Here is a 26,942-nt window from a genome sequence, read left to right as displayed (position 1 = left end):
CCCCGGACCGCAAGGGTCCGAGGGCCTGCTCCGGCCGGGCCGAAAGTCCGTCTGAGGTGCTACTTCGTGAGGTTCCTCTCGATCTCCGCCTCCAGCTCATCAGGTTCCCGGCCGGGGGTCTGGAGGTTGAATCTGGTGATCGCGAACCGGAAGATTGCGTAGTACGCAGCGGCGAAGACCAGGCCGATCGGAATGATCAGCCACGGTTTCGTCGCCAGACCCCAGTTGATGACGTAGTCGATCAGCCCCGCGGAGAAACTGAAGCCGTCCTTGACCCCGAGCGCCCATGTCACCGCCATCGAGACACCGGTGAGCACCGCGTGGATCGCGTACAGCAGCGGCGCGACGAAGAGGAACGAGTACTCGATCGGCTCGGTGATCCCCGTCACGAACGACGTCAGGCCGACCGAGAGCATCATGCCGCCGACCGCCTTCCGGCGATGCGGCTTGGCGCAGTGGTAGATCGCCAGCGCCGCCGCCGGGAGGGCGAACATCATGATCGGGAAGAAGCCCGAGGTGAACTGACCGGCCGTCGGGTCGCCCGCCAGGAACCGGTTGATGTCGCCGTGCACGACCGTGCCGTCCGGCTTGGTGAAGTCGCCGAACTGGAACCAGACGAAGGTGTTCAGGAACTGGTGGAGGCCGATGACCAGCAGCGCGCGGTTGGCGATACCGAAGATTCCGGAGCCCACCCAGTCCAGGTCCACCAGCCACTTGGAGAAGCTGGTCAGGCCGTCACCGATCGGCTGCCAGAGCCACGCGCAGAGCGCCGCGAAGAGCAGGCCGACGAACGCCATGATGATCGGGACGAGCCGGCGGCCGTTGAAGAAGCCCAGCCAGTCCACCAGCTTGACCCGGTGGTACCGCTGCCAGAACCAGGCGGACAGCAGACCCATCACGATGCCGCCGAACACCCCGGGGTTCTGGTACTGCGCGGCCGTGACCTTGGCGTCGCCGGTGACGCAGGTGCCGAACCAGGTCCCTCCCGAAGTGAACGTCGAACCGGGTGCGCAGTTCACCGGGAAGGCGTGCAGCACCGCGTAGTAGACGAGGAAGCCGGCCACCGCGGCGAGCGCGGTCGAACCGTCCGACTTCTTCGCCATTCCGATGGCCACACCGATGCAGAACAGCAGCGGAAGGCCGAGCCCCGAGTCGAGCAGCGCACCGCCCGCGGCCGCGAACACCTTGGCGACGTTGCCCCAGCCCAGGCCCTCGTCGCCGAATACGTCCGGCTGGCCCAGTCGGTTGAGAATGCCTGCCGCCGGCAGGACGGCGATCGGGAGCTGGAGGCTGCGCCCCATCTTCTGCAGGCCCTGGAAGAAGCGGTTCCACCATGTCTTCCGTGGTACTGCGGCGCTGCTCGAGCTCATCGGCGTCCTCCCGGAACAAGGCGCGGTCGGGGGTCGTTGCAGACTGGTGTAGACCAGTTGGGGTACGGTGCGTAACCCGCCTGGAAGACAGGGCACCGGTGATCGTCATCATTGGGGACGGTCCAGTCACTCGCTCGCGAAGCTGGGCCAAACGTGCGTTACGGTGACGAAACGGACCCATGGTGGGCCGTCGTATGCATGTGAACAACCAGGGAGAAGGCCATGGCCAGCAAGGCTGAGAAGATCGTCGCCGGGCTCGGCGGTATCGACAACATCGACGAGATCGAAGGCTGCATCACGCGCCTCCGCACCGAGGTCCACGACCCCAGCAAGGTCGACGAAGCCGCGCTCAAGGCCGCCGGAGCCCACGGTGTCGTCAAGATGGGCACCGCGATCCAGGTCGTCATCGGCACCGACGCCGACCCTATCGCCGCCGATATCGAAGACATGATGTGACCAGCCGCCGAACCGCCCGCTGAGCCGTACCCGCCCAGCACCACGCAGGCCCCGCCCACCCGGCCGGGGCCTGTGCCGCACCCGAACAGGCGCCACCCCGGCGCCGGACCGGGTGCCGCCCCCGCGCCACCGCCGCAGCCGCCCCGGCACCAGCACCGCAGCCGCCCCGGCACTCGAACGGGGGTCGCCCCGGCACTCGAACGGCCGCCACCCCCGCACCCGATAAGGTCGAGACCATGTCTCGTATCGACGGCCGCACCCCCGAACAGCTCCGCCCCGTCACCATCGAACGCGGATGGAGCAAGCACGCCGAAGGCTCCGTACTCATCTCCTTCGGCGACACCAAGGTCTTCTGCACCGCCTCCGTCACCGAAGGCGTCCCCCGCTGGCGCAAAGGCAGCGGCGAAGGCTGGGTCACCGCCGAATACTCCATGCTGCCCCGCGCCACCAACACCCGCGGCGACCGCGAATCCGTACGCGGCAAGATCGGCGGCCGCACCCACGAGATCAGCCGGCTCATCGGCCGATCCCTGCGTGCCGTCATCGACTACAAGGCCCTCGGTGAGAACACCATCGTCCTCGACTGCGACGTCCTCCAGGCCGACGGCGGCACCCGCACCGCCGCCATCACCGGCGCCTACGTCGCCCTCGCCGACGCCGTCACCTGGGCCCAGCACAAGAAGCTCGTCAAGCACGGCCGCAAGCCACTGACCGACACCGTCTCCGCGATCAGCGTCGGCATCGTCGACGGCACCCCCCTCCTCGACCTCTGCTACGAGGAGGACGTCCGCGCCGAGACCGACATGAACGTCGTCTGCACCGGCGACGGCCGCTTCGTCGAAGTCCAGGGCACCGCCGAGGCCGCCCCCTTCGACCGCAAGGAACTCGGCGCCCTCCTCGACCTCGCCACCGCGGGCTGCGCAGATCTCACCGTCATCCAGAACGAGGCACTCGCCCGCACCCTGGGCGAGTAAAGAAGCAACCAAATACGCACCACAACGCGTCATTACGAGCACGGGCGCACGGGTTGAACCGTGCGCCCGTCCGCGTATCCGCACCCGGGGAGGAACCGCACCATGGCCAAGGCCGACCGCCACCGCCGCACCACCGTCGCGCTGACCCTGACCGCCCTCACTCTCACGCTCACCGCGACAGCCGGCTGCGGCGCCGTCGACAAGGCACTCGACTGCGTGCGAACCGCCGACGCCATCGCCACCAGCGTCGACAACCTCCAACAGGCCGTCTCCAACGCGTCCGACGACCCCACCCAGGCATCCGAAGCCCTCGACGACATCGAGAAGGAACTCGGCAACCTCGGCGACAAGACCGACAACGCCGACCTCAGCAAGGCCGTCGACCACCTCCAGGCCGGTGTCGGCAACGTCCGCGACTCGATCGACAAGGGCGACGCCACCCCCGACATCACCCCGGTCACCGACGCCGCCAAGGAGATCGGCAAGGTCTGCAGCCCCTGACCACCCCCGATACTGGGTGACATGACCCGCCTCATCCTCGCCACCCGCAACGCCGGGAAGATCACCGAACTCCACGCGATCCTCGCCGACGCAGGCCTCGACCACGAACTCGTCGGCGCGGACGCGTACCCGGAAATCCCCGACGTCAAGGAGACCGGCGTCACCTTCGCCGAGAACGCCCTGCTCAAGGCCCACGCCCTCGCGAAGGCCACCGGCCACCCCGCCATCGCCGACGACTCCGGCCTCTGCGTGGACGTACTCGGCGGCGCCCCCGGCATCTTCTCCGCCCGCTGGTCCGGCGCCCACGGCGACGACCGGGCCAACCTGGACCTGCTCCTGGCCCAGCTCTCCGACATCGACGACGCCCACCGCCGGGCCCACTTCGCCTGCGCGGCCGCCCTCGCCCTCCCCGACGGCACGGAACGCGTGGTCGAGGGCCGCCTGACGGGCACCCTGCGCCACACCCCGTCCGGCACGAACGGCTTCGGCTACGACCCGATCCTCCAGCCGGACGGCGACACCCGCACCTGCGCGGAACTGACCCCGGCGGAAAAGAACGCGATCAGCCACCGCGGCAAGGCGTTCCGGGCGCTCGTGCCGGTGGTGCGGGAGTTGGTGGGGTGACAGTCTCTCGGTGAACGTGACAGGCCCGGCTCGCTGCAGAAGCGAGCCGGGCCTGTCACCGGGGTGCGCGAGGAGGGACTCGAACCCTCACGCCGCTAGGGCACTGGTACCTAAAACCAGCCTGTCTCACCAATTCCAGCACTCGCGCGTCTCCGGCAGTCTACAAGGGAAGGCTGCAACAGACCCGAAGACCTATACGGCGGCCGATTTAGCAGGGCGCCGGTTCCGGCACCATGTGTCAGTGAGCGCGTGGCAGTTGGGGCAGAGGTAGCGAAGGTTCTCGGCCCGGTTGTCGAGCCACTCACCGTTGATGTGATCGATCTGGAGCGTGAAGGACTGCCCCAGCCACTTTCCCGGGTTGCCGCAGGATTCGCAGCGGTACGCGACACCGATCTCCTGAAGGGCGCGGTGCAGCCTTTCCCGGTTTGCGCGTGTTGACCCTTGAGGCCTGACAACCAGGGTCGTCGGTGCGATCGCTTTGGGCTCGTGCACCTGCATCGAAGCCCAGGGGCGGCGAGTGAAGTGGCTTGTGTCGAGCTGCAGCTGCAGGACCTTGCGCCGCACGCGGCGGTGGTTCGTGTCGTTGACCTCAAGGCCGAGTGCCCGCATGACGTCCGCGTAGCTGGTAGCGCGCTGGACGGCGTTCCGCAGAGTGTCCTCCGGGATCGCAAGGCGCGCCTTCCGGAAATGTGAGGTATCGATCCCTCTCCTGCGCAGCAGGCTCGCCAGCGCAGAGCGGGACTGACTGTCGTCGCCCATTCCAAGGCTTCGCGCCACTCCGCGAATGCTCTCGGCCGCGGCCGTGGCAGTCCGTAACTCCTCGGTGGTGAACAGCAGGTCCAGTTGCGGACGGTTCATGCCGGGAAAGTGGCTGACATCGATTCCCGCGGCCGTGATGCGGCGGCTTATGTGAGAAAGCGTGCCGCTTGCCGGTGGTGCACCGAGTTTGATGACGACCTCGCGCAGCGACGACGAGGACGCAACGGCGGCCGCAATGGCCGCGTCCGGGTACTTCCGCCATGGACTTCGTTGCTTGAAATGGGCTGTATCCAGCCCGTGCCCGGCTACCTTCTCCTGCAGCACGCGCCGCTGGCCGCCGCTCTTCTTGAGTCCGAGCCGACGCATCAGATCCGTCCAGTTCTTGGACTCGGCGACGGCGGTGGTGAGCCTCTCCCGCTCGTACACGTCAGACATTTCTCCCCCTCGTGCAAGTGGGACCGAGGCGTTGGTGTTCGACGTCGCGGTCAATACCTTCCGGTAGCTCGCGGGTATACCGAACCGGCATGGTCCCCTCCGTATCCGACCGCACGTTCGCGGCCTCGTACGGATCAACGAGCCGTTTATCGGAGAGTCACGTCCGATATCCGAAAAGATGCGGAATGGCCCGCACCGGAGCAGGCGGCGGCCAGGCGCCGACCCCACAACCGGCTGGGCTGGGCGGTTCAGTAGGGCACAGTACGGATGCTGGGCACCTTCTTGTCGGCGCCGACCGAAGTGCCTCCTGGGGTGGCCGAGACCGATCCTCGCCCCCGTTCCGGCCGACGGACCGGCGACCTCGTGGTGTGGCTGAGCGCGTCGGTCACCGTCGCCCGGCTGCCGGCGTGTTCATGGCCGGAGCGGGTGACCACATCGGCGGGATCCCACCCATCGTGAGCAGGCACATCAGACCGCCTTTGCGGAGATAATTTCAGGGAGAAAAGATCACCGTGTCGCCCTTGCGGGGAGGCGGTGTTGACGGTGAATCAACAAAAGGGGATCGTAATCGAGGCGGCAAGTGTGGGGACAAGCGGCTGGAGGCATGGATGCCCGAAAAGCATGATCTTGCGGATGCGCAAACGGATGGCATCGAACTCGAACTGCCGGAACTCGATCTGATGTCGATCGATTCGCTCGACGGCACGGTACTCGGCCAAGTCCTACTGGAGATATTCAGCGGTGCGGACTCCGGGTCAGGATCGCAACACAGTCATCACCATAGCCACAGCAGCCACAGCAGTTTCAGCTCCTTCAGCTCACACAGTTCCACTTCGTGGTCCGGTCGTGTCTGACACGGTCCTGGAATCCGGGACCAAGCCATTCAGATCCTTCATCTGCAAGGTCGCCTCGCGCTGCAACCTCGACTGCGACTACTGCTATGTCTATCGGCACGCCGACCAGTCGTGGCGGTCGCAGCCGACGCGTATGTCTTTGGAGACCGCCGCCCAGCTCGGTCGCCGGATCAACGAGCACGCCTGTGAACACGGCCTGGAACAGGTGGACCTCACCCTCCATGGAGGCGAGCCGCTGCTGCTGGGGGTGGACTATCTCCGGGCGCTCTGTGAGGCGGTGACGCGGGCGGCACCGGACGTCAGGGTCCGCTGGAACGGACAGACCAACGGCACCGCGTACACCGAGGAAGTCCTGGACTTCTGCCGGGAGTGGGAAGTCTCCTTCGGACTGAGCATGGACGGGCCGCGTGCGGTCAACGACCGGCACCGTCTGGACCACGCGGGCCGATCGTCCTTCGCGCAGGTGGAGCGTTCGATCGAGCTGCTGAGCAGCCCGCGGGCCAGAGGGCTGTGGGGTGGGATCCTCGCCGTGATCGACCTCGAGTCGGACCCGGCCGAGACGTACTCCTATTTTCGCTCCTTCGATCCGCCGTCCATCGATTTCCTCCTGCCACTGGGCCATCACGACCTGCGCCCTCCGGGAAAGGAGCGGCTCGACACCACCCCGTACGCGGACTGGCTGCTCAGCATTTTCGACCTGTGGTACGCGGAACGCCCGCAGCCCGTCAGGATCAGGCGGTTCCGTGACGTCATCGCGCTCTACCTGGGGGCCGCGGACAGTTCCGAGGAGTGGGGGCTGCAACCGGTCGACTTCACCGTGGTCGAGACCAATGGGGAGATACAGGCGGTGGACACGCTGAAGGTCACCTACCCGGGAGCCTGCGAGCTGGGTCTGAACATATTCGACGACAGTTTCGACGCTGCGCTGAGGTCGCCGTTGGTGCGTGCGCGTCAGGACAAGTGGCGGACCCTGGGGGAGACCTGCCAGGAATGTGAACTGGTCCGGATATGCGGGGGCGGATATTTTCCGCACAGATATTCCCGGCAGAACGGATTCCGGAACGAGTCCGTTTACTGTGCCGATCTGAAGAAGCTCATCCGTGTGATCACCGGCACGGCCGGAACGGACTTGCGACGCCTGCCCAGACGCGTCGAACGCGAGGAGGGGAAAGCAGGATGACCGCGACCGTCCCCCGGCTCGACCGGACCACCATCACGTCGCTGGCGGCTCCCACCGGCTGGACGGGGGCCACCCGTGCCGTCTTCGCGGCCCGGTACCTCCACACCCTGGTGGGCATCCGCAGACTCGCGGCGCTGCTCGCCGAGAGGGCCCCCGGCGCTCTGGCGGAGTCGGGCCTTCAGGCAAGTCTGGAGGCGATCGGCGCCGCTCCGGCCGGCGTGCAGAAGCGGGTGCTCAACCATCCAAGCGCCGCGTTCTGGGTGGATGTGGCCTGGAACCTGGTCGGGCGGCGAGCCCCCGAGCGCTTTCCCGAGGTGCATCTCCTCCCACATCTACGGGAGTTCGCACGCTTCGCGCTCTCGGCGCTGCTTCTGCACGGCCACGGGCGGCTGACAGCCGATGTCCGCGCGGACGCCGCGGGACGGATCAGCCTGCCGGGCTCCGGCCTGGCCCTGGAGGGGGTGGCGCCATGGGGCCGTACCTCCCTGACCGTGGACAACGGCTGCCTGACTTGGAGCGGACAGCAGCTACGCGTACCGCGGCTCGCCGGCGGCATGGAGCTCAACTGGCTCGACCGGGACCTGAGGCTCGGTGGACGGGCCCGGTTCACGTACGCCGAGCTGGACCCCGTCGAGGGGCAGCGCTGGCACGACGAGCTGAACAGCCACTTCGACCTCATCGGAGCAGTGTGCGCACCCCTTGCCGAGGAGCTTGCCGGCGGGCTCGGCGTCATCGTCCCGGTCCTGTCCCCGGACCCGTCGCGTGTGCACGTGAGCGGCAGCTTCCATGAGGCGCCCGGTCTGGTCGCACTGGCGCTGGGCGAGCGGATGGCGACGGCGGAGGCGCTGGTGCACGAATACGGTCACCAGAAGCTCAACGCCGTCCTGCCGCTCGACCCGCTGATCGTCGACGACTCCGGCGAGGCCGTCCACTACTCGCCTTGGCGGGACGACCCCAGGCCGCTGACCGGACTGCTGCACGCCGTCTACAGCTTCGTGAGCGTCGCCGACTTCTACCGGGCGGTCCTGGACACCCCGGACGCCGGCGGTCTGGACCCGCAGAGCGTCGTGAACCGCACCTACCGGGTCGTCCGCCAGGTCCGTGACGGGCTGGGCGAACTGCGGGCGGCGGCCGCCCTGACGCCTCTGGGCGGCGTGTTCCTCGACGCGGTCACCGACCGGATCGAGGCATGTGACCGGGCCCTGCCCCCACCCCCGCCGGGGGAACGCCGTCGCATCGACGCCGAGCGCACCGCGCACCGCGCCCGCTGGGACGAACGGCATCCGGCTCCGGCCGCGACGGCGGCACCCGTGCCGGTGCCTGTGGCACGGCCTGCCCGAAGCGACGCCGCCACTCAGGCCACCCTGCACGCCCTGGGCCTCCCGGACGACTGGGACCCGGGGGCGATCGTCCGACGGTGGTATCCGGGGGACTCCCTTCTCGAGGCCGTACGTGACCTGCATCAACTACGCGGTGGTTCCGCCACCGACGTCCTGCCGGACACCGTCCCGGGCGAGGGCCTGATCCCGGACCTCGCGGCGGCACATCTCGCGTACGTGTCCGAGGACTACCGCACCGCCGGCGTGCGCTACGCGGCCTGTGTCAACCATGATCCGCAGAGTCCGTACTTCTGGCAGTGTTACGCGTTCGCGCTCCGTCATCTCGGCCGCCGTGACGAAGCGCTCTACATCCTCACGCACACCGAAGCCCTCATGGCACGGCGGTCCCCGCTCTCCGCCGACCAGGACGTGCGCACGACGGCGGAGGCCCTCGCACGGGGTCTACGTCTGCCGGAAGGAACGGAGCCCGGCCCTGCCTCGGTACGCCCGGTGAACCTGCCGGTGACGGAGGCGGTCGAACGCGAGCTGAGAGCCAGCCGATACTGGGACCTGGCCGAGGCCACGCGCGGTGGCGCCCAACTCCCCACGCTGATCGCCGTGGCGAACGGGCTGAAACCGGCGATGGACCTGTGGGTCCCGCGTGACGGCTGGCCCGCCCTGCGCGCGCTCACCGAGACACTCGGTCTCGTCCACCACGTGGACGCGTGCTTCGACAGGTTCTCGCCGCAGATCGCCCAGGTGCCCCCCGACCGCCTCACGACCACCCGGGCCGCGTTCGTGCCCGACCTGCGGCAAGGCGCCGAGGCCCATGTTTTCCTCGCCCGTGACCAGGCCGCTCTGGACCGCGTGGTCGGCTCCGGCTGGTACCCGCTGATCGTCGACGGCAAGGTCGTCAACAAACACCGGGCCGACCACGACACGTTCGGCGGGGCCCTCGGCTACCCCGCGTGCTGCCAGGACTTCTTCCGGCAGCGCAACAACTGGAACGACGACAACACCTACTACGCGGCGCTGCGCAACACCCGGGGCAGGCCGTCCCCCCTGTGCAACCCCTACCTGCGGCACACGCTGTACGGCCTGGTCCCGTACATGCCCTGCTCCTACTCCTGCCACGCCACCATGAAGTTCGCCGGCCGCCTCCTCGGGGTCATCCGCACCGAACTCCCGCGCTACGCCGAGGCGATCGAGCAGGCCATGGCCAAGCCGCTGCTGTGCGTCTCCGAGCTCCGGATGTACGGCTTCGAGGGGGAGACCGTCCACCACAACGACGGCACGGTCACCATCACCTACTCCGGTGCCGAGTCCCTCTATCCGATCGAGGACGCCGATCCGCTGTGGGACCTGCTCCGCGCGGGCGATCGCTGCACCGTCGACGGCAACATCATCCACGTCGGCCGTGCGGATGCCTATATCGCGGGCTACGAGGCCCGGGGGGATCGTCACGGTCCGGAGTGCCCGTTCGTCATCTCCTTTTCGTGACCCGTTCGCCCCCTGCGGGGCCCCCGCAGAGGACATGATCTGCCGGTGAACGGGCCGGCCTGCACCACAGTCGAGGTCAGTTCATCGGTCGCAAACCGGTTCGGTGGCCGAATGGGATGTCCCTCACATCGTTCAGTTGTGCGGGGCAGCGCCGATGGGCCGGGCTCAGATCCCGAGGTCCTTGATGATTTTGGCTACGTGGCCGGTGGCCTTGACGTTGTAGAGGGCTCGTTCGACCTTGCCGTCCTCGTCCACGACGATCGTGGAGCGGATGACGCCTGTCACCGTTTTGCCGTAGAGCTTCTTCTCGCCGAAGGCGCCGTATGCCTCCAGGGTCTTTTTGGCGGGGTCGCCGACCAGGGTGACCTTGAGGTTTTCCTTTTCGCGGAACTTGGCGAGCTTCTCGGGCTTGTCGGGGGAGACGCCGATGACGTCGTATCCGGCGCCTGCGAGGAGTTCCAGGTTGTCGGTGAAGTCGCAGGCCTGCTTGGTGCAGCCGGGGGTGAGGGCGGCCGGGTAGAAGTAGACGATGACCTTGCGGCCCTTGTGGTCGGCGAGCGAGATGTCGTTGCCGTCGGCGTCGGGGAGGGTGAAGGCGGGGGCGGTGTCGCCGGGCTGGAGTCGCTCGCTCATGGTTCTCCTCAGTTGGACACGTGGGGTGTACGGGACCGAGCGTAATAGGGGTGCCGCCGGGTGCGTGGGCGGTCGAGCTGACAGACTGTCGATGAAGGTGTACCGGACGAGGACCACGGAGGCGGCGCAGTGTCGGATGCCAGGACCCCTGCGCAGATCGAGGCGGACATCATCAGCAGGCGTGAGCAGCTTGCGGTGGTGCTCGATGAGATCGGGGTGCGGGTGCACCCGAAGACGATCATGGGTGACGCGAAGGCCAAGGCTGCCGAGGCCGTGGACCGGACGGCCGGGCGGGCTTTCGTCGCGGTGAACCGGGCGGTGTCGGATGTGAAGGCGCGGTTCGTGTCCGAGGACGGTGCTCCGCGTCTGGAGCGGGTGGTTCCGGCGGCGTTGCTCGCGGTGGGTGTCGTGGGTCTGCTGGCGGTGTCGAAGCGGCGCCGGAAGAAGTGATGGTGCGGGCCGTGTACCCCGGAGGCGTGTGGAGCTGCGGTGGGCAGGTAGGTTGCGGGACGTGAGCGAGAACACCGACGACAAGCTGCCCATCCGCATGTTGCACGACCGTGTGCTGGTCCGGTCCGAGACGCCTGAGGGCGAGCGGCGTTCCGGTGGCGGCATCCTTATTCCGGCGACGGCCGCGGTCGGTCGCCGGCTGGCCTGGGCCGTGGTGGTCGCGGTGGGCCAGAACGTGCGGACAGTGGAGCCGGGTGACCGGGTGCTGTACGACCCCGAGGACCGTGCGGAGGTCGAGGTGCGCGGTGTGGCGTATGTGCTGATGCGTGAGCGGGATCTGCATGCGGTGGCGGCGGACCGGTTCGAGGGGTCGGTGGATTCCACCGGGCTGTATCTCTGATCCGTATCTGTGATCCGTATCCGTGACCGGTTCTGTGACCGGTTCTGTGATCGGTTCCTGTGATCGGTTTCTGTAGTCGGCAGTAGCGACAGCAGCAGTGGCGAGTGTGGCCTGGTGACCGGCGTCACCAGGCCCTTTGCTTGTTCTTTGCTAAGGTGGGCCGACCCCGACGAGACGCGCCGTACCGGGCTTCGCAAAGACGACGCACCGTGTTGTTCGTGTTCTGTCTCGTCGGAGGTGCCGTCATGGCGTGGGTTCTGCTGATTGTCGCCGGTCTGCTGGAAGTGGGCTGGTCGATCGGGATGAAGTACACCGAGGGGTTCACCCGGCTGTGGCCGAGTGTGTTCACGGGTGCCGGGATCGTGGCGAGCATGGTGTTGCTGTCCCATGCGGCGAAGACGCTGCCGATCGGGACGGCGTACGGGGTGTGGGTCGGTATCGGTGCGGCGGGGGCGGCGGTTCTCGGCATGGTGGTGCTGAACGAGCCGGCGACCGCCGCCCGGATCTTCTTCGTCTGTCTGTTGCTGGTGGCTGTCGTGGGGCTGAAGGCGACCTCGGGTCACTAACGCGGGCCCGGGGGAACCGGAGGAGCCGTGGGTGGTGCGGGCGGCGCGGACGGTGCGGGCGGTGCGGGCGGCGCGGACGGTGCGGGGGCCGGGGTGCCTTGGGCGCCCGGGAGGAAGTCGTAGCGGTCCCCGCTGCCGTTGTCTTCGCCGCGGGGGCCGCTGTTGTCGCCGCCGCCGTTGTCCGGTCCGCCGTTCTGCGGTCCGCCGCCGGCCGGGTTGCCCATGTCCGTGCCGCCGGCGGCGGCTTCGCTGCTTCCGAGGCCCGGCGGGCTGCTGGGTGCGGTGCTTCCGGAGCTGCTCGGCGGTGTGCCGGAGGGGCGCTGCGACGGTGTTCCGGTCTCGCCGGGGGTGGTGCTCTCCCCGGTGGGTGAGGCGGTTTCGTCGGCGCCGCTTTCGAGGTTGAGGCTGAACTCCTCGACCGTGGTGCCGCGCAGCGCGGCTTCGGTGTATTGGGCCCAGGCCTGGGCGGGGGCGCCGCTGCCGTTGATGCGGGCCAGTCCGAGTGCTCCGTAGAGGGATTTCTGTACGCCGGTCTCGGGGTCCTGGCCCATGACGGCGATGACAGTGGTGAGGTCGGGCGTGTAGCCGGCGAACCAGGCTGCCTTGTCGTTCTCGGCGGTGCCGGTCTTGCCGGCGGCGGGGCGGCCGGCGCCCCGGGCGGCGATGCCGGAGCCGTTCTCGACGACGCTCCGGAGGATCGAGGTGGTGGTGTCGGCGGCCTCGCGGCTGACGGCCTGCTCGGTGTTCCTGCTGGGGAGTTCCAGGTCCGTGCCGCCCTTGCTGACCTTGTCGACGAGGACGTACGCGCCGTGCCTGCCGTGGTTGGCGAGGGTGGCGTACGCCTCGGTCATGTCGAGGACGCTGGCGGTGGCGACGCCGAGTGCGATGGAGGGAGAGGCGGTGAGGTCGGGGGTGTTGCGGGGGATGCCGAGGCCGACGGCGGTCTGCTCGACCTTGGCGGGGCCGACGTCTTCGGCCATTTGGGCGTAGACGGCGTTGACGGACTTGTCGGTGGCGGCGCGGACGGTGATGGGTCCGTAGCTGATGTCGTCCTCGTTGGCGGGGGAGTATCCGGTGGGTCCGTCGGGGCCCTCGACCATGCGTTTGTTGGTGCCGTCGTACACGGTGTTGGGGGTGATGCGCCGGCCGTCCTGGGTGGTGGAGCCGCCCGCGACGGCGGAGGTGAAGACGAACGGTTTGAAGGTGGAGCCGACCTGGTAGTCGCGGCGGGTCGCGTTGTTCACGTACTGCTTGGTGTAGTCGACGCCGCCGTACATGGCGACGACGCGGCCGGTGCCGGGGTCGATGGAGGCGCCGCCGGCGCGGACGTTGCGGTCGGCCGTGCGGTCGGTGCTCGTTTGGGACATGACGTTGTCGTCGACGGCTTTGACGAGTGCGTTCTGTTTCTTCTTCTCCAGTGTGGTGGTGATCCGGTAGCCGCCGGTGGCCAGGGTGTTCTCGTCGATGACCTTGTTGGTGGTGAGGTAGTCCTCGACGGCCTGGACGATGTAGCCGCGCTGTCCGGAGAGTCCGGTGGGCGGCTTGACCTTGCCGGGTACGGGGAACTTCATGGTGGCGCGGGTGCGGGCGCCGAGCCACTTCTCCTTGACCATGCCGTCGAGTACGTAGTTCCAGCGTGCGACGGCGGCGGCCTTGTTCCCGGGGTGGACGGCGACGTCGTAGGCGCTGGGGGCGTTGAGGAGGGAGGCGAGGTAGGCGCCTTCGGCGGTGGTGATGGTGCCGATGTCCTTGCCGTAGTAGGCCTGTGCGGCGGCCTGGATGCCGTAGGCGTTGCGGCCGAAGTAGCTGGTGTTGAGGTAGCCCTCGAAGATCTGGTGCTTGGATTCCTCGCGGTTGAGCTTGACCGCGATGAAGAACTCCTTGATCTTGCGGGCGATGGTCTGTTCCTGGCCGAGGTAGTAGTTCTTGACGTACTGCTGGGTGATGGTCGAGCCGCCCTGGGTGCCCTTGCCGGTGAGGGTGTTCCAGGCGGCTCGGGTCATGGCTTTGACGTCGACCGCCCGTTCGGAGTAGAAGTCGCGGTCCTCTGCGGCGAGTACGGCGTGCTGGACGGTGAGCGGGACCTGGGCGAGTTCGACGTTCTCGCGGTTGATCTCGCCGGAGCGGGCGAGGACGCTGCCGTCCTTGTAGAGGTAGACGTTCGACTGCGCGGTGGCGGTGGCGTTGGCGGGCGGGATGCCGACGAGTTCGTACCCGGCGATGAAGCCGCCGATCAGGAGCAGGACCGCGCCGAGGACGGCGCCGAGGACCATCCGCCAGGTGGGGACGGCGCGGCGCCAGCCGGTGCGTTCGGGCCGGCGGGGTCGCTTGGACTGCTTCGCGGTGCCGTCCTGTTGACCGCCGTGCCGACCGTCCTGTTCACCGCCTTGTTCTCCCCCGTTGCCCCTGTTACCGCTGTTGCTGCCGTGGGCGGACGGGTCCCTGGGGACCCAGCTCCGGGGTTCGTTCTCCCCGCCCGGCTGCTGTGGCTCGTCGCTCATGTCCGTGCAGACTCCTCGGCCGCGGTCAGTTCCCTCATAGTGCCCTTTTCTGTGGAATAAGCACCGGATCGACCGCCAAAAGCGGTCGCGGCGGCCGCGTCCGCTGGACTAAGGTTTTGCGCTTTGGTGTCCAACGCCGTTGGGCGCCCGAGCGCAGGGGGTGAATGCGGTGCGGCTGTACACGGTGGTGGCGGCGGGAGGGTTCCGGCGCTATGCCACATACCGGATGGCGACGGTGGCGGGAGTCTTCACCAACACCGTCTTCGGGTTCATCATGGCGTACACCTATATGGCGCTGTGGGACGAGCGTCCGCAGCTCGGCGGATATGACATGTCCCAGGCGCTCACCTATGTGTGGCTGGGGCAGGCGCTGCTGATGACCTGCGCCATGATGGGTGGCGGTTTCGAGGACGAGCTGATCGAGCGGATCCGTACCGGCGATGTCGCGGTCGATCTCTACCGTCCGGTGGACCTCCAACTGTGGTGGATGGCGGGCGACTTGGGGCGGGCCGCGTTCCATCTGCTGGGCCGCGGCATCGTGCCGATGCTGCTGGGTTCGCTCGCCTTCGATCTGGCGCTGCCCGCCTCGCCGGGGATCTGGCTGGCCTTCCTCGTCTCGGTGACGCTCGGTGTCCTGGTCAGTTTCGCGATCCGCTATCTGGTGGCGCTGTCCGCGTTCTGGCTGCTGGACGGGGCGGGGGTCTCGCAGATGACGTGGCTGGCCGGGATGTTCTTCTCCGGGATGCTGCTCCCGCTGACGCTGTTCCCCGGAGTGCTGGGCGAGGTGGCGCGGGCGCTCCCGTGGTCCTCGCTGCTCCAGGTGCCGGCCGATGTGCTGCTCGGGAAGAGGACCGGCTGGGGGCTGGTGGAGGCGTACGCCTTCCAGGGGGGCTGGGCGCTGACGCTGCTGCTGGTGGGCCGGCTGGTGCAGTCCGTGGCGACGAGGAGGGTGGTGGTTCAGGGTGGCTGAGACGGCCGGTGCGGTGGAGGTGGCCGGGGCTGGGGCGGCGGATGCGCCCGAGGTGGTGTTCGCCGAGCGGTCGAGGCTGGTCGAGGGAGTCCGGGCGTACGGGCTGATCGCGGCGATGTGGCTGCGCTCGACGATGGCGTACCGCGCCTCGTTCGCCATGACGGCGTTCGGGAACTTCGCGGCGACCGCCTTCGACTTCGTCGCGATTTTGATGATGTTCTCGCACGTGGACGCGCTGGGCGGTTACACGCTGCCGGAGGTCGCGTTGCTGTACGGGGCCTCGGGCACCGCGTTCGGCCTCGCCGACCTGGTGCTGGGTTCGATGGACCGGCTGGGGCGGCGGGTGCGCGACGGCACGCTGGACACGCTGCTGGTACGTCCGGTGCCGGTGATCGCCCAGGTCGCGGCGGATCGGTTCGCGCTGCGCAGGCTGGGGCGGATCACCCAGGGCGGGCTGGTGCTCGGGTACGCGCTGGTGACGCTGGACATCGGGTGGACGCCGCTGAAGGTGGTGATGATTCCGCTGATGCTGCTGAGCGGGGCGGCGATCTTCGCGGCGGTGTTCGTGGCCGGGGCGGCGTTCCAGTTCTTCGCCCAGGATGCCTCGGAGGTGCAGAACTCGTTCACGTACGGAGGGAACACGCTGCTCCAGTACCCGCCGTCGATCTTCGCGAAGGACCTGGTGCGCGGGGTGACGTTCGTGGTGCCGCTGGCCTTCGTGAACTGGCTGCCCGCGCTGTACGTGCTGGGCCGGGACTATCCGCTGGGCCTGCCGGACTGGGTGGCGTTCCTGCCTCCGGTGGTGGCGGGCCTGTGCTGGCTGCTCGCGGGCCTGGCCTGGCGCGCGGGGCTGCGCGCGTACCGCAGTACGGGCAGTTGACGAAACACCGAAGCAGGGCAGAGCAGGGCAGGGCAAACACAAGGGCAGGGGCACCGGACGACATGAAAACCGACACCGACACCGACAGCGGAACCGACACCGGCATCGGCATCGGCACCGACTTCATCGAGCTCGACAACGTCGAAAAGGTCTTCGACGTGCGTCGCAAGACCGGCTTCATGCGGGGTGAACGCCGCCAGGTGCGGGCGGTCGACTCCATCAGCTTCCGCGTCGCGCGCGGCGAGATGGTCGGCTACATCGGCCCGAACGGCGCCGGGAAGTCGACCACGATCAAGATGCTGACCGGCATCCTCACCCCGAGCGGCGGCCGGCTGCGGGTGGCGGGCATCGACCCGTCCAGGGAGCGGACGAGGCTGGCACACCGGATCGGTGTGGTGTTCGGTCAGCGCACCACGCTCTGGTGGGACCTGCCGCTGCGCGACTCGTACCGGCTGATGCACCGGATGTACCGGATTCCCGACGCCCGCTACCGCGAGAACCTGGACCGCTGCGTCGAACTCCTCGACCTGGGCGAGCTGTTGGACGTACCCGTACGGCAGCTGTCGCTGGGGCAGCGGATGCGCGGGGACATCGCGGCGGCGCTGCTGCACGATCCCGAGGTGCTGTACCTGGACGAGCCGACGATCGGCCTGGACGTCGTGTCCAAGGCCAAGGTCCGGGGATTCCTGCGGGACTTGAACGCCGACCGCGGTACGACCGTGCTGCTCACCACCCACGATCTGACGGACATCGAGCAGCTCTGCAAGCGCGTGATGGTGATCGACCACGGCCGTCTGATGTACGACGGTGCGCTCGCCGGACTGCACGAGGTGGGCGAGAGCGAGCGGACGCTGGTGGTCGACCTGGAGCGTCAACTCCCGCCGATCCGGCTGGAGTCGGCGCCCTCGGTGCGTACGGTGAAGGTGGAGGGGCCGCGCCAGTGGCTGGCCTTCCCGGCCTCGGAGTCGGCCGCGCCGTTGGTCGCCCGGATCGCCGCGGAGTATCCCCTGGTCGACCTGTCGGTGCGGGAGCCGGACATCGAGGCCGTGATCGCGAAGATGTACGTGTCGGCCGGCGGCAGGTAGGCGCATGCGGATGCGGTGGATCAGCGGATTGATCGATCGGTGGATCGGCGGATCGGTGGATCGGTGACGGGAGCGTGGGCGTTCAATAGGCTGAGCGTATGACAAGTGACCTCCCGGACATGCGCGCTTCCGACGCCGAGCGCGAGCGAGTCGCCGAGATCCTGCGCGAGGCGGTGGCCGAGGGCCGGCTGGAGATGGACGAGTTCGAGCACCGGCTCGATGCGGCTTACAAGGCGCGTACGCACGGGGAGTTGGAACCGCTTGTGCGTGACCTCCCGGCACCGGGCACGGCGGTGGCCCCGTTGGGTTCGGCCCCGGCAGCCGCGGCGACCGGTTCGGCGGTTCGCTGGGCCGACCGTATCGGCAAGCCCGCCACGTCGCGCGGCGCGTTCGCGGTCTGGGGAGGGTTCGGCCGCCGGGGAAGCTGGACGGTGGGCCGGAAGTTCACCGCGTTCGCGATGTGGGGCGGTGGCGAGATCGATCTGCGCGAGGCCGACTTCGAGGACCGCGAGGTGGTCATCCGCTGCTTCACGATCATGGGTGGTATGCACGTGACGGTCCCGCCGGAGCTGAACGCCCAGGTCAGGGGCATCGGAATCATGGGCGGCTTCCATGAGCAAGCGAAGGACGAGGGGACTGTGTCCCCGGACTCCCCGCGGGTGCGGATCACCGGCTTTGCGCTGATGGGCGGCGTCCGAGTGGTCCGCAAGCGGAGCAAGGCGGCGAAGCAGCGGCTGAAGGACGCGGAGCGGGCCCGGCAGCTGGAACGGGAGCGGGAGCGCGGGCGCGAGCGGGGCCGGCTGGAGAAGGGCGAGGGAGACCGCTACTAGGGTCTTTCGTCTGGATCAGGCCGGATCAGGGAGCGGCCCGCCGCGGAGCGGCTGATGTCTCCGAGGTGCCGTGCATCGCAACGCGGAGGCAAGGAGCCCGATGGGGTCTCCCCCGGTCGCGCGGAGCCGAGAGCTCGGGGAAGACCGACGACAAAGCGGCGCGGCGCGGTGCCTGGGCACGCGAGCCCGGCATGATCCGAACGAGAGGCCCTGGGCCTCTTCTCTTGCCAGGCCTCGTCTCCGGATGACGCGGGCCCGGCCGCGGCCGGCCCCGGACCCCGTCAGAACTGGTCCGAGACGGGCCCGTCGTGCTGCAGAGCCGCCAGGTCCATCCGTGACCCCAGTCGCCGGTAGCCCGTGTCGTTCAGGTGGAGGTGGTCGCCGGAGTCGTAGGCAGGCAGCAGCCGGGTCGGGTGGAACGGGTCGCGGGCCGCCTCGTCGAAGTCGATGAACGAGTCGAAGACCCCGCCCGCCCGGATCAGCTCGTTGACCCGTTCCCGTACGGCGTTCCGCGCGGGTGTCCAGGTGCGGAACCCCTCGTACGGCATCAGCGTCGCCCCGACGGCCCGCAGCCCTCGTGCGTGGGCGCGCCGGGTCAGGGAGTGCAGGGCGTCCGCGATGCGCTGCGGGTCGGTTTCCTGCGGGAACTGCTGCACGTCGTTGATGCCGAGCGCGATGACGACCGTCTTCACCCCGGCGACGTCCAGTACGTCGCGGTCGAAGCGGGCGCTCGCCCGTACGCCGCGGCCGTCGCGCAGGATGCGGTTGCCCGCGATGCCCGCGTTGACCACTCCGTACCGGCCGCCGAGCCGGTCGGCGAGCACGTCGGGCCAGCGGCTGTTCGTGTCGAGGGTGGAGCCGGTGCCCGCGGTGAGCGAGTCGCCGATCACGGCGATCGTTCCGGCGGCGGACCCGTTGTGTACGTCGACGGCGGTGAGGTAGCGCCAGTCGGTGGTGCGCCAGGTGCCCCGCTCGTCCTCCACGTACGACGTCTGGTGGGTGCCCGGGTGGACGGTGACGGGGCCCTCGGCGGTGGGGGTGCGCAGGGTGACGACGAGATCGGCGTCGGCGGCGACCGGGACGAGGACCGGGTCGCTGACGATCTGCCCGCCGGCGGCGACGGTCACGGCGTCCGTGCCCCGGAACGTCACGGGGCGGGTGTTCACCGTGGCGTGGTCGATGACCAGCGGGTACGTACCGAAGAGGTTGGAGAGGGTGATGCGGGCCGCGTCGCCGCCGATGCTGGTGTGCACGACGTTACGGATGGTGCGTCGGCTCAGGTCGCTGCCGGGGTGGCTGTCGGTCACGCCGGCGGTGGGGGCCGCCGCCCAGGTGCCGAGCCAGAGGCCGGTGGAGTGGGCCGGTGCGGCGGGCGTACGGGCGATGCCCCGCGGGTCGGGTGCGGCGATCTGCTGCGACCGGGCGCCGGAGCCGGTGAAGACCAGGGATCCGGCGAACGCCACACCGGCGGCGAGCGCGGCGGTGCCCGCCACGAGGGCGATGAGCAGGGCGTACCCCTGGCGCCTGGGCATGGACGGTGGTTCTCCTCGTGGTCGGTCGGGCTGATCCCATGATGAGGCAGGGCGTCGGGAACTCGACGTGCGGCCCGGGAGTAGGTCAGGTAGGGACAATGCGTACGGGACACCGGGGGCGATGCGTACGCGGACGGGTGGAGCGGATGGAACGGATCGATCGGACCGGACCCGGGAAACAGGGTGCGGGGCAGCAGGAGCGTGTCCGGGAGCGGGTGGCGGGTGCGGCCCGTCCCGTGCCCGGCGGACGCCCGGCCTCCCTCGCCTCGTTCGCGTACACCGCGGCCGACGAGGAGAAGCGGCGCGGCGTACGCAGGATGAAGACCACGGCCACGGGCCTCCTCCTGCTGGTCGCGCTGGTGTACGTCCTCGCCACCTGGGCGAAGAACGCGGGTGTGGGCGGCTGGCCGGGCTTCGTCGCCGCCGCCGCCGAGGCGGGGATGGTGGGTGCGCTGGCCGACTGGTTCGCCGTCACGGCGCTGTTCAAGCGTCCGCTCGGCCTGCCGATCCCGCACACCGCCATCATCCCCACCAAGAAGGACCAGCTCGGAGCCTCGCTGGGTTCCTTCGTCGGCGAGAATTTTCTCTCCGGCGATGTCGTACGCAGCCGCATACACGCTCTCGGCATCGGTGGCCGGGTCGGGGCCTGGCTGGCCGAGCCGGCCCACGCCGACCGGGTCACCGCGGAACTGTCGACCGCGTTGCGCGGCGCGCTGACGGTGCTGCGGGACTCCGATGTGCAGGCCGTGGTGGGGGAGGCGATCACCCGGCGGGCCAACGCGGCGGAGATCGCTCCGGGCCTCGGCAAGATGCTGGAGAAGATCGTCGCCGACGGCGGCCACCGCAGGTTGGTGGACCTGATCTGTGTGCGCGCCCACGACTGGCTGGTGCTGCACGGCGATTCGGTGATGAACGCGGTGCAGGGCGGGGCGCCGGGCTGGACGCCGCGGTTCGTCGACAAGCGGGTGGGGGAGCGGGTCTACAAGGAGCTGCTGCGCTTCGTCACGGAGATGCGGGACATGCCGGGGCATCCGGCGCGCGCATCGATCGACACGTTCCTGACGGACTTCGCGGCCGACCTCCAGACGGATGAGGACACCCGGGCGCGGGTGGAGCGGCTGAAGTCGGAGATCCTGGGGCGCGGTGAGGTCCAGGAGGTCATCGCTTCGGCCTGGTCGTCCGTACGCACGATGGTCATCGCGGCGGCGGACGACGAGCAGAGCGAGCTGCGGCTGCGGGCGCGGGCCTCGTTGCTGACGTTCGGCGCGCGGCTGGCGACGGACGGGCGGATGCAGGCCAAGCTGGAGGGCTGGCTGGAGGACGCGGCGGTCTATGTCGTCACGACGTACCGCGCGGAGATCACCTCGCTGATCAGCGACACGGTGGCGGGCTGGGACGCGGCCCAGACGTCGAGGAAGATCGAGGCGCACATCGGCCGTGACCTGCAGTTCATCCGGATCAACGGCACGGTGGTGGGTGCGCTGGCGGGGCTGCTGATCTATACGGTGTCGCGGGTGCTGGGAGCGTAGGGCCCGGTCGGGGTCCGCGGGGGCGGCGCCCCCGCGGACGTGCGGGTCCGGACCGGTCCCGTCCCGTTCAACGCGTGCGGCGGGCCGTCACCGGCAGCGCGCAACCCGCAGCCCGTGCGTCGTCACCGGCGGCGCGCGGCTGCTTCGATTCAGGCGGCCCGGCGGGTGACCGCCCACGACGCGGCGGCCACGCTTCCCGCCACGGCGAACACGGCGGGCCAGGCGCCGACCTTCTTGGCCAGCGGGTGCGAACCGGCGAACGCGGCGACATACGCGGTGGTCAGCCCGACGGCCGCGCGCGGTCCGGCCTGCCGGTTCCACTGGTACGCGGCGACGGTGCCCGCCGCGGCGAGGGCGACCCCGCCCAGCGGCCGCTTCCTGGTCCATCGTGCGACGGCGTACCCGCCGACCAGTCCGCTCGCCGCCACCGCCGCTGCCGGAACCTTCGCCATCGCAGCCACCTTCGCCTTCTTGTCCGTGTCGTCCGGGCCGGGAGCCCGGGTCTTCGAGGCTAACGCGGCGCCCGGAGAAACGGTCGCCGAGGGGGTGCACATGCGTTTACCCTGAGGGTGAACGCATGTACACCCCTGCGTCGTGCTCTCGCGCGGCGCCCGCGCGCGACACCCCCTGCCGCCGAGCACCGTACGGAGAGCCATGCCCGCGGACATACCCGCTCCGACCGCCGCCCCGGATGCGGCCCCGCACCCCCGCTTCGCCGTCGGCGTGCTGGCCTTCTGCGGTGTCGTGGTCGCGGTGATGCAGACGATCGTCGTACCCCTGCTCCCGCACATCCCGGCCCTGACCGGCGCCACCCCGGCCGCCGCCAGCTGGCTGGTCACCGTCACCCTGCTCACCGGCGCCGTGTTCACGCCCGTCCTGGGCCGGGTCGGTGACATGTACGGCAAGCGGCGGGTGCTCATCGCCTCGCTCCTCGTGCTGGTGGCGGGCTCGGTCCTGTGCGCGGTCAGCTCCCACATCGGCGTACTGATCACCGGCCGCGCCCTGCAGGGTGCGGCGCTCGCCGTCGTCCCGCTGGGCATCAGCATCCTGCGCGACGAACTCCCGCCCGAGCGGGTGCTGTCCGCCGTGGCCCTGATGAGCTCGACGCTCGGCATCGGCGCGGCGGTCGGGCTGCCGGTCGCGGCCCTCGTCGTCGAGAACTTCGACTGGCACACGATGTTCTGGGTCTCGGGAGTGATCGGCGTCATCGACATCGTGCTGGTGCTGTGGTGCGTACCGGAATCCTCGCTCCGCACCCGTGGCCGCTTCGACGCCGTCGGCGCGCTGGGGCTGTCCGGGGCCCTGGTCTGTCTGCTGCTCGCGGTCACCCAGGGCGCCGACTGGGGCTGGACGTCGGTCCGTACGGTGGGTCTGCTGGCGGCCGCCGTGGTGGTGGCGCTGCTCTGGGGAGCGTACGAGCTCCGCGTCCCGACGCCCATGGTCGACCTGCGGATCTCGGCCCGCCCGGCCGTTCTGCTCACCAACGTCGCCGCCCTGCTGATCGGCTTCGCCTTCTACGCCAACTCCCTGGTCACCGCGCAGATGGTGCAGGAGCCGAAGGCGACGGGTTACGGGCTCGGCGCCTCGCTCGTCGTCAGCGGGCTGTGTCTGCTGCCGGGCGGCGTGATGATGGTGGCGCTCTCGCCGGTCTCGGCGCGGATCTCCGGAAGGTACGGTCCGAAGGTCAGCCTGGCGCTGGCGGCGGGTGTGATCGCCGCCGGATACGTGGTGCGGTACTTCACCAGCCACAGCCTCTGGCTGATCATCGCGGGTGCGACGGTCGTCGCCTCGGGCACGGCCATCGCGTATTCGGCGCTGCCCGCGCTGGTCATGCGCGGTGTCCCGGTCAGCGAGACGGGCGCGGCCAACGGTCTCAACACCTTGATGAGGTCGATCGGGCAGGCCTTCTGCAGCGCGACGGTGGCCGCGGTCCTCGCCGGCATCACGTTCGTGGCGGGTGGCAGGACGGCCCCGACGCTCCACGCCTACCAGGTGGTCTTCCTGATCGCGGCGGGCGCGGCGCTCGCGGCGCTGCTGGTCACGCTGTTCCTGCCGGGCGGCCGTACACCCGTGGCGGCGGGTACGGGTACGGTCGAAGGGAGCAGCCGCAACGTCCCGGGCGACCGGAAGGACGGCGTGCGGACGATGCCGGTCCAGGAGATCCGGGAGACCCAGGAGGGCGCATGATCAGCGGCCAGGCCACCGTACCGGGACCGGCGCCGGCGCCAGGACCGGTGCCGGGACCGAGCGCCGTCGATCCGGCCCGCGGATCGGCCCCGGGACCGGAGCCGACCACGGCGACCGCCACCGGCACGGCGACCGCCACGGCCACCGCCGCCGTCACCGATCCGGGCACGGGCCGGGACGCGATCCTGCGTGCCGCGCGCCGGGCGTTCACGCAGCGTCCGTACGCCGACGTGACCATCAGGGGGATAGCGGCCGACGCCGGAGTGAGCCCGTCCCTGGTCGTGAAGCATTTCGGCCGCAAGGAAGAACTCTTCAACACCGTCGCCGACTTCGGCCCGGCCGCCACCGAACTCTTCGACGCCCCGCTCGACATGCTGGGCCGCCACATGGTGGTGACGCTGGTGCGCCGCCGTCGCGAACTGCAGTCCGACCCACTGCTGCGGGTCGTCTTCTCGCTGGGCAACCGCGACGAACGCTCCCTGCTGCGCGATCGTTTCCACGAACAGGTCACCGACTCCCTGGCCGCCCGCCTCCCCGGCCCCGAACCCGCCCTGCGCGCCGAACTGATCGCCGGACACCTCCTCGGCCTCGGCGCCACCCTCAGCCTCCATCGCGAGGGCGCCGGCGCGGACGCCACCCCCGAACACATCGCGGACCTGTACGCGCCCGCGCTGCAGACCCTGATCACGGGGTGAGGGACCGGCGCCGTCGGGCCGGGCATGTATGGTCTGGGCCATCCGGACGAGGGGGGCCTCATGTTCATCCGTACCAATGTGCGCGCCACCGCAACGGCCATGGCCGCGGCAGCAGTTCTCGGGGCGGCCCTGGTGGGCTGCACCGGCGCGACCACGTCGCAGGGGCCGGGTGACGACGTTCCGTACGTGGCGCCTTCCGTGAACGCTTCGGTCGCGGCCAAGGCGGCCGAGGTCGCCGCCGCCGAGCAGAGCGCCTCGGACGCGGCGAGCGCGGACGCGGAGGCGAATGCGGCGGCCGAGGAGGCTGCCAACAGACCGGAGGCCCTACGCGATGCCTTCGCGGGCCTCCAGGCCACGCTGAACGACACCTGCACCCCGGGATCGGCGAACTGCGCCTACTTCCTGGGCCGGGTCCACGACGAACTGGTGCGCCTGGAGAAGGCGATGAAGGCGGACGGTCAGGGCCCCGCCCACTTCAAGGAGCCGCTGGCCCGGATCAGCGACCTGCGCAAGACGCTGAACGGTGACACCTCCACGGCCAACCTGGAGAAGCACCGCTCCGAACTGCTCGGCACCCGCGACCGCATCAACACCTGGATGCAGGGCCACCCGGAGGACTACCGCTGACGCCCGCCGGACGGACGACCGGTCGAGCGCCGACGGGGCGAGGGGCGCGCACGCGGAGCCAGGAACCTACTCCTGCTCGGCCTCCGCGGCCCGCCCCGTCAGCAGCCCGATCACCTTGCCCAGCCGCTCACGGGCGTCCGGATCGGTGATGATCCCGTCCGCGTCCACCGCGTTCCGGTCCACGGCGATCCGTACGCAGGCCGGCTCCACGATGTCGGCGCCCGTGTGGCGCAGCACCGTCCGCAGCGTGGCCTCCGCGCCCTGGCCACGGCCGGGGGCGCTCATTCCCGTAACGGCACCACCCCGGCACCAGCGCGGCCGGCTCGTGCCGGGGCGGGCGGGTCGGGGAGGGGATCAGCTGAAGACGACCGAGCGGAGCTTCAGCCGGCTGGTGGCGTGGCCGCCGTCGGGCCGGAGCGTGAAGTAGGCGCCCTGGCAGTCGGCGCCGGTGAAGACCGTCGCGCTGGAGTCGGTGAAGTTCCACGGGGTGTGGGCCGGGTTCGACGAAGCGGGGTCGGCGACCTCGGGCAGGGTGATGCACATCCGGCTCGGCGGGTCGATGAGGAAGCCGAGCTGCGGCGAGCCGTCGAGGCCGCTGTACGTGTACGTGAAGTCGCCGGAGGCCGCACCGGCCGAGGTCGGCACGGCCACGACGAGCGCGAGCGCGCCGAAGGCGGCAGCCACGGTGGAACGAAGACGCATGAGGGCACTCCTTGTGCGGGGGAAGCGGAAACGGCCCAAGTGTGAGCCGCTGACCTGCGGATACCGCCGAATGCGGAATGCCGTCACCCGGACGGGAGCTGCTGAATCGGTTCTGCCGACGGCCATGTGGGTCATGTGCGGGGCCCGCAGAGTTGACCACGGTCCTTGAGCAGTGATCACGTTTCGGCGCCGGGTTCTCGATGGGCGGCTTCGGCGCGCTGAAGTACGCGGCCAGGTACTACGGTCACTTCGCCTCGGTGAGCGCCCGTTCCGGCCCGGCCGGCCTGCGCCGCGACTTCGGCCCGGTCGCACTGGGCCAACGCGTCCTGCGCGGCCCGGGACCTGGGCGGCGGCACGGTCTACGGCGCGCCGCTGTGGGACGAGGCCGGGGTCACCGCCGACAACCCGGTCCAGCGCATCGAGAGCTACCGGAACAAGCGGATCTTCCTGGTTGCCGGCACCGGTCCTGATCCGGTCAACTGGTTCGACACGGTCGACGAGACCCAAGTCCTCGCCAGGCAGCGGGAGTTCCGGTACCGGCTCGGGGAGGCGGGCATCCCGCACGAGGTGCCCGGCGGACACTTCGTCCGCCCGGATCTGTTCACCCGCGACCTCGACGGCTTCATCGCCCGACTCCGTAAGGCGTGGACCGGCCAGGCATCGAGCATGGGCACAGTGCCCCGCCGGACCTGACCCATGAGTTGCGACGTGACACACCGGTAGTCGAGTGTCACGTCGTGATGTGGCCCGGTGGGTCACGTCCTAGTGTGGCCCGATGAAGACGCAGATGATTGTGCTCAACGGCGGCTCCAGCTCGGGGAAGTCCGGGATCGCCCGGTGTCTGCAGACGGTGTTGCCGGACTCGTGGCTGACCTTCGGGGTCGACACCCTGGTCGAGGCGATGCCCGCGGCCATGCGTGCGTCGGACGCGGGCATCGAGTTCGCTCCCGACGGAGAGGTGATCGTCGGCCCCGAGTTCCGTACGTTGGAGACGGCGTGGATCGAGGGCGTCGCCACGATGGCGCGGATGGGAGCCGGAGTCATCGTCGACGAGGTGTTCCTCGGCGGCGCGGCCTCCCAGTAACGATGGCAGGAGGCGCTCGGCGGGCTGCGGGTGCTGTGGGTCGGCGTCCGGTGCGAGAGCGCCGTCGCCGCGGCCCGGGAGATCGCGCGGGGTGACCGGGTCCCCGGCATGGCGGCCTCACAGGCGGACGTGGTTCACCGGGGCGTGACCTACGACCTGGAGGTGGACACGACGCGGAGCGAGTCCATGGAGTGCGCGCGGATCATCGCCGCCCACATCGAGTGACCGGGCGCAGCCCACCACCCCAGTGACTATTTCCGGCCACAGCACTGCAGTTCGCAGGGCTCCAGCTCACCGAC

General features: G+C 69.6%; 26 protein-coding genes, 1 tRNA gene, 2 pseudogenes and 1 riboswitch. Of the genes and pseudogenes, 20 read left to right on the top strand and 9 right to left on the bottom strand.

The genetic code is table 11. From position 1 onward, the window contains the following. Window positions 1-59 precede the first annotated feature (59 nt). Window positions 60-1,370, bottom strand: a complete 1,311-nt coding sequence (locus ACFVV1_RS11265; RefSeq protein WP_389987936.1) for a PTS transporter subunit EIIC — start codon at window positions 1,368-1,370, stop codon at window positions 60-62. A gap of 222 nt (window positions 1,371-1,592) precedes the next feature. Between ACFVV1_RS11265 and ACFVV1_RS11260 the strand changes: the two genes are divergently transcribed. From ACFVV1_RS11260 to rdgB, 4 genes are all read left to right on the top strand, one after another. Continuing rightward, window positions 1,593-1,826: a glucose PTS transporter subunit EIIB gene (locus ACFVV1_RS11260; RefSeq protein WP_014046255.1), complete on the top strand. Its 234-nt coding sequence runs from the start codon at window positions 1,593-1,595 to the stop codon at window positions 1,824-1,826. A gap of 236 nt (window positions 1,827-2,062) precedes the next feature. Then, window positions 2,063-2,800, top strand: coding sequence for a ribonuclease PH (rph, locus tag ACFVV1_RS11255; RefSeq protein ID WP_389987931.1), 738 nt, complete (start codon window positions 2,063-2,065; stop codon window positions 2,798-2,800). 102 nt (window positions 2,801-2,902) lie between these two features. Further along, complete coding sequence (locus ACFVV1_RS11250) at window positions 2,903-3,301, top strand: hypothetical protein (RefSeq protein ID WP_389987928.1); 399 nt, start codon at window positions 2,903-2,905, stop codon at window positions 3,299-3,301. Between the two features lie 21 nt (window positions 3,302-3,322). After that, complete coding sequence (gene rdgB, locus ACFVV1_RS11245) at window positions 3,323-3,925, top strand: RdgB/HAM1 family non-canonical purine NTP pyrophosphatase (protein ID WP_327349788.1); 603 nt, start codon at window positions 3,323-3,325, stop codon at window positions 3,923-3,925. Window positions 3,926-3,989: 64 nt separating this feature from the next. On the opposite strand, the gene ACFVV1_RS11240 is transcribed toward rdgB, so the two are convergent. Continuing rightward, window positions 3,990-4,073, bottom strand: a tRNA-Leu gene (locus ACFVV1_RS11240). Window positions 4,074-4,117: 44 nt separating this feature from the next. Next, entirely contained in the window at window positions 4,118-5,119 is a 1,002-nt protein-coding gene (locus ACFVV1_RS11235) for an HNH endonuclease (protein WP_389987924.1), read from the bottom strand. A 608-nt stretch (window positions 5,120-5,727) separates the two neighbouring features. On the opposite strand from ACFVV1_RS11235, the gene ACFVV1_RS11230 reads away from it, so the two are divergent. Genes ACFVV1_RS11230 through ACFVV1_RS11220 form a run of 3 tightly spaced genes read left to right on the top strand, consistent with a single transcriptional unit; the run spans window position 5,728 to window position 9,972 of the window. Further along, on the top strand, window positions 5,728-5,973 hold the full coding sequence (locus ACFVV1_RS11230; RefSeq protein WP_389987922.1) for a hypothetical protein: 246 nt from the start codon (window positions 5,728-5,730) through the stop codon (window positions 5,971-5,973). Continuing rightward, window positions 5,966-7,153 (top strand): FxsB family cyclophane-forming radical SAM/SPASM peptide maturase, encoded by a 1,188-nt coding sequence (locus tag ACFVV1_RS11225; RefSeq protein ID WP_389987919.1) that lies wholly within the window; start codon window positions 5,966-5,968, stop codon window positions 7,151-7,153. Before ACFVV1_RS11230 ends, ACFVV1_RS11225 begins: the two co-directional genes overlap by 8 nt. Next, window positions 7,150-9,972 (top strand): aKG-HExxH-type peptide beta-hydroxylase, encoded by a 2,823-nt coding sequence (locus ACFVV1_RS11220; protein WP_389987916.1) that lies wholly within the window; start codon window positions 7,150-7,152, stop codon window positions 9,970-9,972. Before ACFVV1_RS11225 ends, ACFVV1_RS11220 begins: the two co-directional genes overlap by 4 nt. A 165-nt stretch (window positions 9,973-10,137) precedes the next feature. Here ACFVV1_RS11220 and bcp read toward each other — a convergent pair whose 3' ends face one another. Continuing rightward, window positions 10,138-10,605, bottom strand: a complete 468-nt coding sequence (gene bcp / locus ACFVV1_RS11215; RefSeq protein ID WP_389987913.1) for a thioredoxin-dependent thiol peroxidase — start codon at window positions 10,603-10,605, stop codon at window positions 10,138-10,140. 129 nt (window positions 10,606-10,734) lie between these two features. On the opposite strand from bcp, the gene ACFVV1_RS11210 reads away from it, so the two are divergent. From ACFVV1_RS11210 to ACFVV1_RS11200, 3 genes are all read left to right on the top strand, one after another. Continuing rightward, entirely contained in the window at window positions 10,735-11,055 is a 321-nt protein-coding gene (locus ACFVV1_RS11210; protein WP_389987910.1) for a DUF3618 domain-containing protein, read from the top strand. A 61-nt stretch (window positions 11,056-11,116) separates the two neighbouring features. Further along, window positions 11,117-11,455: a GroES family chaperonin gene (locus ACFVV1_RS11205; protein ID WP_389987907.1), complete on the top strand. Its 339-nt coding sequence runs from the start codon at window positions 11,117-11,119 to the stop codon at window positions 11,453-11,455. A 144-nt stretch (window positions 11,456-11,599) separates the two neighbouring features. Continuing rightward, window positions 11,600-11,664: riboswitch (guanidine-III (ykkC-III) riboswitch) on the top strand. A 36-nt stretch (window positions 11,665-11,700) separates the two neighbouring features. After that, a complete protein-coding gene (locus ACFVV1_RS11200) occupies window positions 11,701-12,021 on the top strand; it encodes a DMT family transporter (RefSeq protein ID WP_389987904.1) in 321 nt (106 codons plus the stop codon). On the opposite strand, the gene ACFVV1_RS11195 is transcribed toward ACFVV1_RS11200, so the two are convergent. Further along, window positions 12,018-14,522, bottom strand: coding sequence for a transglycosylase domain-containing protein (locus ACFVV1_RS11195; protein ID WP_389987901.1), 2,505 nt, complete (start codon window positions 14,520-14,522; stop codon window positions 12,018-12,020). The two genes, ACFVV1_RS11200 and ACFVV1_RS11195, sit on opposite strands and share 4 nt — an antisense overlap. Window positions 14,523-14,691: 169 nt before the next feature. On the opposite strand from ACFVV1_RS11195, the gene ACFVV1_RS11190 reads away from it, so the two are divergent. The 4 genes from ACFVV1_RS11190 (at window position 14,692) to ACFVV1_RS11175 (ending at window position 18,287) form a co-directional block, all read left to right on the top strand. Continuing rightward, a complete protein-coding gene (locus ACFVV1_RS11190) occupies window positions 14,692-15,492 on the top strand; it encodes an ABC transporter permease (protein ID WP_389987899.1) in 801 nt (266 codons plus the stop codon). 19 nt (window positions 15,493-15,511) lie between these two features. Next, window positions 15,512-16,372, top strand: coding sequence for an ABC transporter permease (locus tag ACFVV1_RS11185; RefSeq protein WP_389988277.1), 861 nt, complete (start codon window positions 15,512-15,514; stop codon window positions 16,370-16,372). Between the two features lie 62 nt (window positions 16,373-16,434). Further along, window positions 16,435-17,457, top strand: coding sequence for an ATP-binding cassette domain-containing protein (locus ACFVV1_RS11180; protein ID WP_389987897.1), 1,023 nt, complete (start codon window positions 16,435-16,437; stop codon window positions 17,455-17,457). A gap of 119 nt (window positions 17,458-17,576) precedes the next feature. Next, entirely contained in the window at window positions 17,577-18,287 is a 711-nt protein-coding gene (locus ACFVV1_RS11175) for a DUF1707 domain-containing protein (RefSeq protein ID WP_389988274.1), read from the top strand. 281 nt (window positions 18,288-18,568) lie between these two features. On the opposite strand, the gene ACFVV1_RS11170 is transcribed toward ACFVV1_RS11175, so the two are convergent. Further along, complete coding sequence (locus ACFVV1_RS11170; protein ID WP_389987894.1) at window positions 18,569-19,819, bottom strand: SGNH/GDSL hydrolase family protein; 1,251 nt, start codon at window positions 19,817-19,819, stop codon at window positions 18,569-18,571. A 146-nt stretch (window positions 19,820-19,965) separates the two neighbouring features. On the opposite strand from ACFVV1_RS11170, the gene ACFVV1_RS11165 reads away from it, so the two are divergent. Next, window positions 19,966-21,348 carry a DUF445 domain-containing protein gene (locus tag ACFVV1_RS11165; protein ID WP_389987891.1) on the top strand — a complete coding sequence of 461 codons (1,383 nt, stop codon included), beginning with the start codon at window positions 19,966-19,968 and terminating at the stop codon, window positions 21,346-21,348. 149 nt (window positions 21,349-21,497) lie between these two features. Here ACFVV1_RS11165 and ACFVV1_RS11160 read toward each other — a convergent pair whose 3' ends face one another. Further along, complete coding sequence (locus ACFVV1_RS11160) at window positions 21,498-21,800, bottom strand: hypothetical protein (protein ID WP_389988271.1); 303 nt, start codon at window positions 21,798-21,800, stop codon at window positions 21,498-21,500. A gap of 202 nt (window positions 21,801-22,002) precedes the next feature. On the opposite strand from ACFVV1_RS11160, the gene ACFVV1_RS11155 reads away from it, so the two are divergent. The 3 genes from ACFVV1_RS11155 to ACFVV1_RS11145 are packed head-to-tail and all read left to right on the top strand — an operon-like array spanning window position 22,003 to window position 24,857. After that, complete coding sequence (locus tag ACFVV1_RS11155) at window positions 22,003-23,535, top strand: MFS transporter (RefSeq protein ID WP_389987888.1); 1,533 nt, start codon at window positions 22,003-22,005, stop codon at window positions 23,533-23,535. Continuing rightward, a complete protein-coding gene (locus tag ACFVV1_RS11150) occupies window positions 23,532-24,230 on the top strand; it encodes a TetR family transcriptional regulator (protein ID WP_389987885.1) in 699 nt (232 codons plus the stop codon). The genes ACFVV1_RS11155 and ACFVV1_RS11150 overlap by 4 nt, the downstream gene beginning before the upstream one ends. 60 nt (window positions 24,231-24,290) lie before the next feature. Then, window positions 24,291-24,857, top strand: coding sequence for a hypothetical protein (locus ACFVV1_RS11145; protein ID WP_389987882.1), 567 nt, complete (start codon window positions 24,291-24,293; stop codon window positions 24,855-24,857). 66 nt (window positions 24,858-24,923) lie between these two features. On the opposite strand, the gene ACFVV1_RS11140 is transcribed toward ACFVV1_RS11145, so the two are convergent. Continuing rightward, on the bottom strand, window positions 24,924-25,142 hold the full coding sequence (locus ACFVV1_RS11140) for a hypothetical protein (RefSeq protein WP_389987879.1): 219 nt from the start codon (window positions 25,140-25,142) through the stop codon (window positions 24,924-24,926). 69 nt (window positions 25,143-25,211) lie between these two features. After that, window positions 25,212-25,559 carry a hypothetical protein gene (locus ACFVV1_RS11135; protein ID WP_389987876.1) on the bottom strand — a complete coding sequence of 116 codons (348 nt, stop codon included), beginning with the start codon at window positions 25,557-25,559 and terminating at the stop codon, window positions 25,212-25,214. Between the two features lie 188 nt (window positions 25,560-25,747). Between ACFVV1_RS11135 and ACFVV1_RS11130 the strand changes: the two are divergent. Both ACFVV1_RS11130 and cpt read left to right on the top strand, forming a co-directional pair. Next, a pseudogene (locus tag ACFVV1_RS11130) lies at window positions 25,748-26,252 on the top strand (alpha/beta hydrolase-fold protein); the annotation flags it as partial. Between the two features lie 82 nt (window positions 26,253-26,334). Further along, window positions 26,335-26,868 (top strand): annotated as a pseudogene (cpt, locus tag ACFVV1_RS11125) (chloramphenicol phosphotransferase CPT). Window positions 26,869-26,942: the final 74 nt, after the last annotated feature.

Origin of the sequence: Streptomyces sp. NPDC058092, assembly GCF_042884935.1 — a bacterium.
Classification (GTDB): Bacteria; Actinomycetota; Actinomycetes; order Streptomycetales; family Streptomycetaceae; genus Streptomyces.
Note: the sequence above shows the minus strand (reverse complement) of the source record. Positions and strands in the feature narration are given on the sequence as shown.

What these genes read in the sequence shown, in the direction of transcription:
- ACFVV1_RS11235 (WP_389987924.1), bottom strand. Translation starts at nt 5,119, where the DNA reads ATGTCTGACGTGTACGAGCGGGAGAGGCTCACCACCGCCGTCGCCGAG.
- ACFVV1_RS11200 (WP_389987904.1), top strand. Translation starts at nt 11,701, where the DNA reads ATGGCGTGGGTTCTGCTGATTGTCGCCGGTCTGCTGGAAGTGGGCTGG.
- ACFVV1_RS11140 (WP_389987879.1), bottom strand. Translation starts at nt 25,142, where the DNA reads ATGAGCGCCCCCGGCCGTGGCCAGGGCGCGGAGGCCACGCTGCGGACG.
- ACFVV1_RS11260 (WP_014046255.1), top strand. Translation starts at nt 1,593, where the DNA reads ATGGCCAGCAAGGCTGAGAAGATCGTCGCCGGGCTCGGCGGTATCGAC.
- ACFVV1_RS11230 (WP_389987922.1), top strand. Translation starts at nt 5,728, where the DNA reads ATGCCCGAAAAGCATGATCTTGCGGATGCGCAAACGGATGGCATCGAA.
- rph (WP_389987931.1), top strand. Translation starts at nt 2,063, where the DNA reads ATGTCTCGTATCGACGGCCGCACCCCCGAACAGCTCCGCCCCGTCACC.
- ACFVV1_RS11160 (WP_389988271.1), bottom strand. Translation starts at nt 21,800, where the DNA reads ATGGCGAAGGTTCCGGCAGCGGCGGTGGCGGCGAGCGGACTGGTCGGC.
- bcp (WP_389987913.1), bottom strand. Translation starts at nt 10,605, where the DNA reads ATGAGCGAGCGACTCCAGCCCGGCGACACCGCCCCCGCCTTCACCCTC.
- ACFVV1_RS11220 (WP_389987916.1), top strand. Translation starts at nt 7,150, where the DNA reads ATGACCGCGACCGTCCCCCGGCTCGACCGGACCACCATCACGTCGCTG.
- ACFVV1_RS11155 (WP_389987888.1), top strand. Translation starts at nt 22,003, where the DNA reads ATGCCCGCGGACATACCCGCTCCGACCGCCGCCCCGGATGCGGCCCCG.
- ACFVV1_RS11135 (WP_389987876.1), bottom strand. Translation starts at nt 25,559, where the DNA reads ATGCGTCTTCGTTCCACCGTGGCTGCCGCCTTCGGCGCGCTCGCGCTC.
- ACFVV1_RS11195 (WP_389987901.1), bottom strand. Translation starts at nt 14,522, where the DNA reads ATGAGCGACGAGCCACAGCAGCCGGGCGGGGAGAACGAACCCCGGAGC.
- ACFVV1_RS11250 (WP_389987928.1), top strand. Translation starts at nt 2,903, where the DNA reads ATGGCCAAGGCCGACCGCCACCGCCGCACCACCGTCGCGCTGACCCTG.
- ACFVV1_RS11150 (WP_389987885.1), top strand. Translation starts at nt 23,532, where the DNA reads ATGATCAGCGGCCAGGCCACCGTACCGGGACCGGCGCCGGCGCCAGGA.
- ACFVV1_RS11175 (WP_389988274.1), top strand. Translation starts at nt 17,577, where the DNA reads ATGCGCGCTTCCGACGCCGAGCGCGAGCGAGTCGCCGAGATCCTGCGC.
- ACFVV1_RS11145 (WP_389987882.1), top strand. Translation starts at nt 24,291, where the DNA reads ATGTTCATCCGTACCAATGTGCGCGCCACCGCAACGGCCATGGCCGCG.
- ACFVV1_RS11180 (WP_389987897.1), top strand. Translation starts at nt 16,435, where the DNA reads ATGAAAACCGACACCGACACCGACAGCGGAACCGACACCGGCATCGGC.
- ACFVV1_RS11170 (WP_389987894.1), bottom strand. Translation starts at nt 19,819, where the DNA reads ATGCCCAGGCGCCAGGGGTACGCCCTGCTCATCGCCCTCGTGGCGGGC.
- ACFVV1_RS11165 (WP_389987891.1), top strand. Translation starts at nt 19,966, where the DNA reads ATGGAACGGATCGATCGGACCGGACCCGGGAAACAGGGTGCGGGGCAG.
- rdgB (WP_327349788.1), top strand. Translation starts at nt 3,323, where the DNA reads ATGACCCGCCTCATCCTCGCCACCCGCAACGCCGGGAAGATCACCGAA.
- ACFVV1_RS11265 (WP_389987936.1), bottom strand. Translation starts at nt 1,370, where the DNA reads ATGAGCTCGAGCAGCGCCGCAGTACCACGGAAGACATGGTGGAACCGC.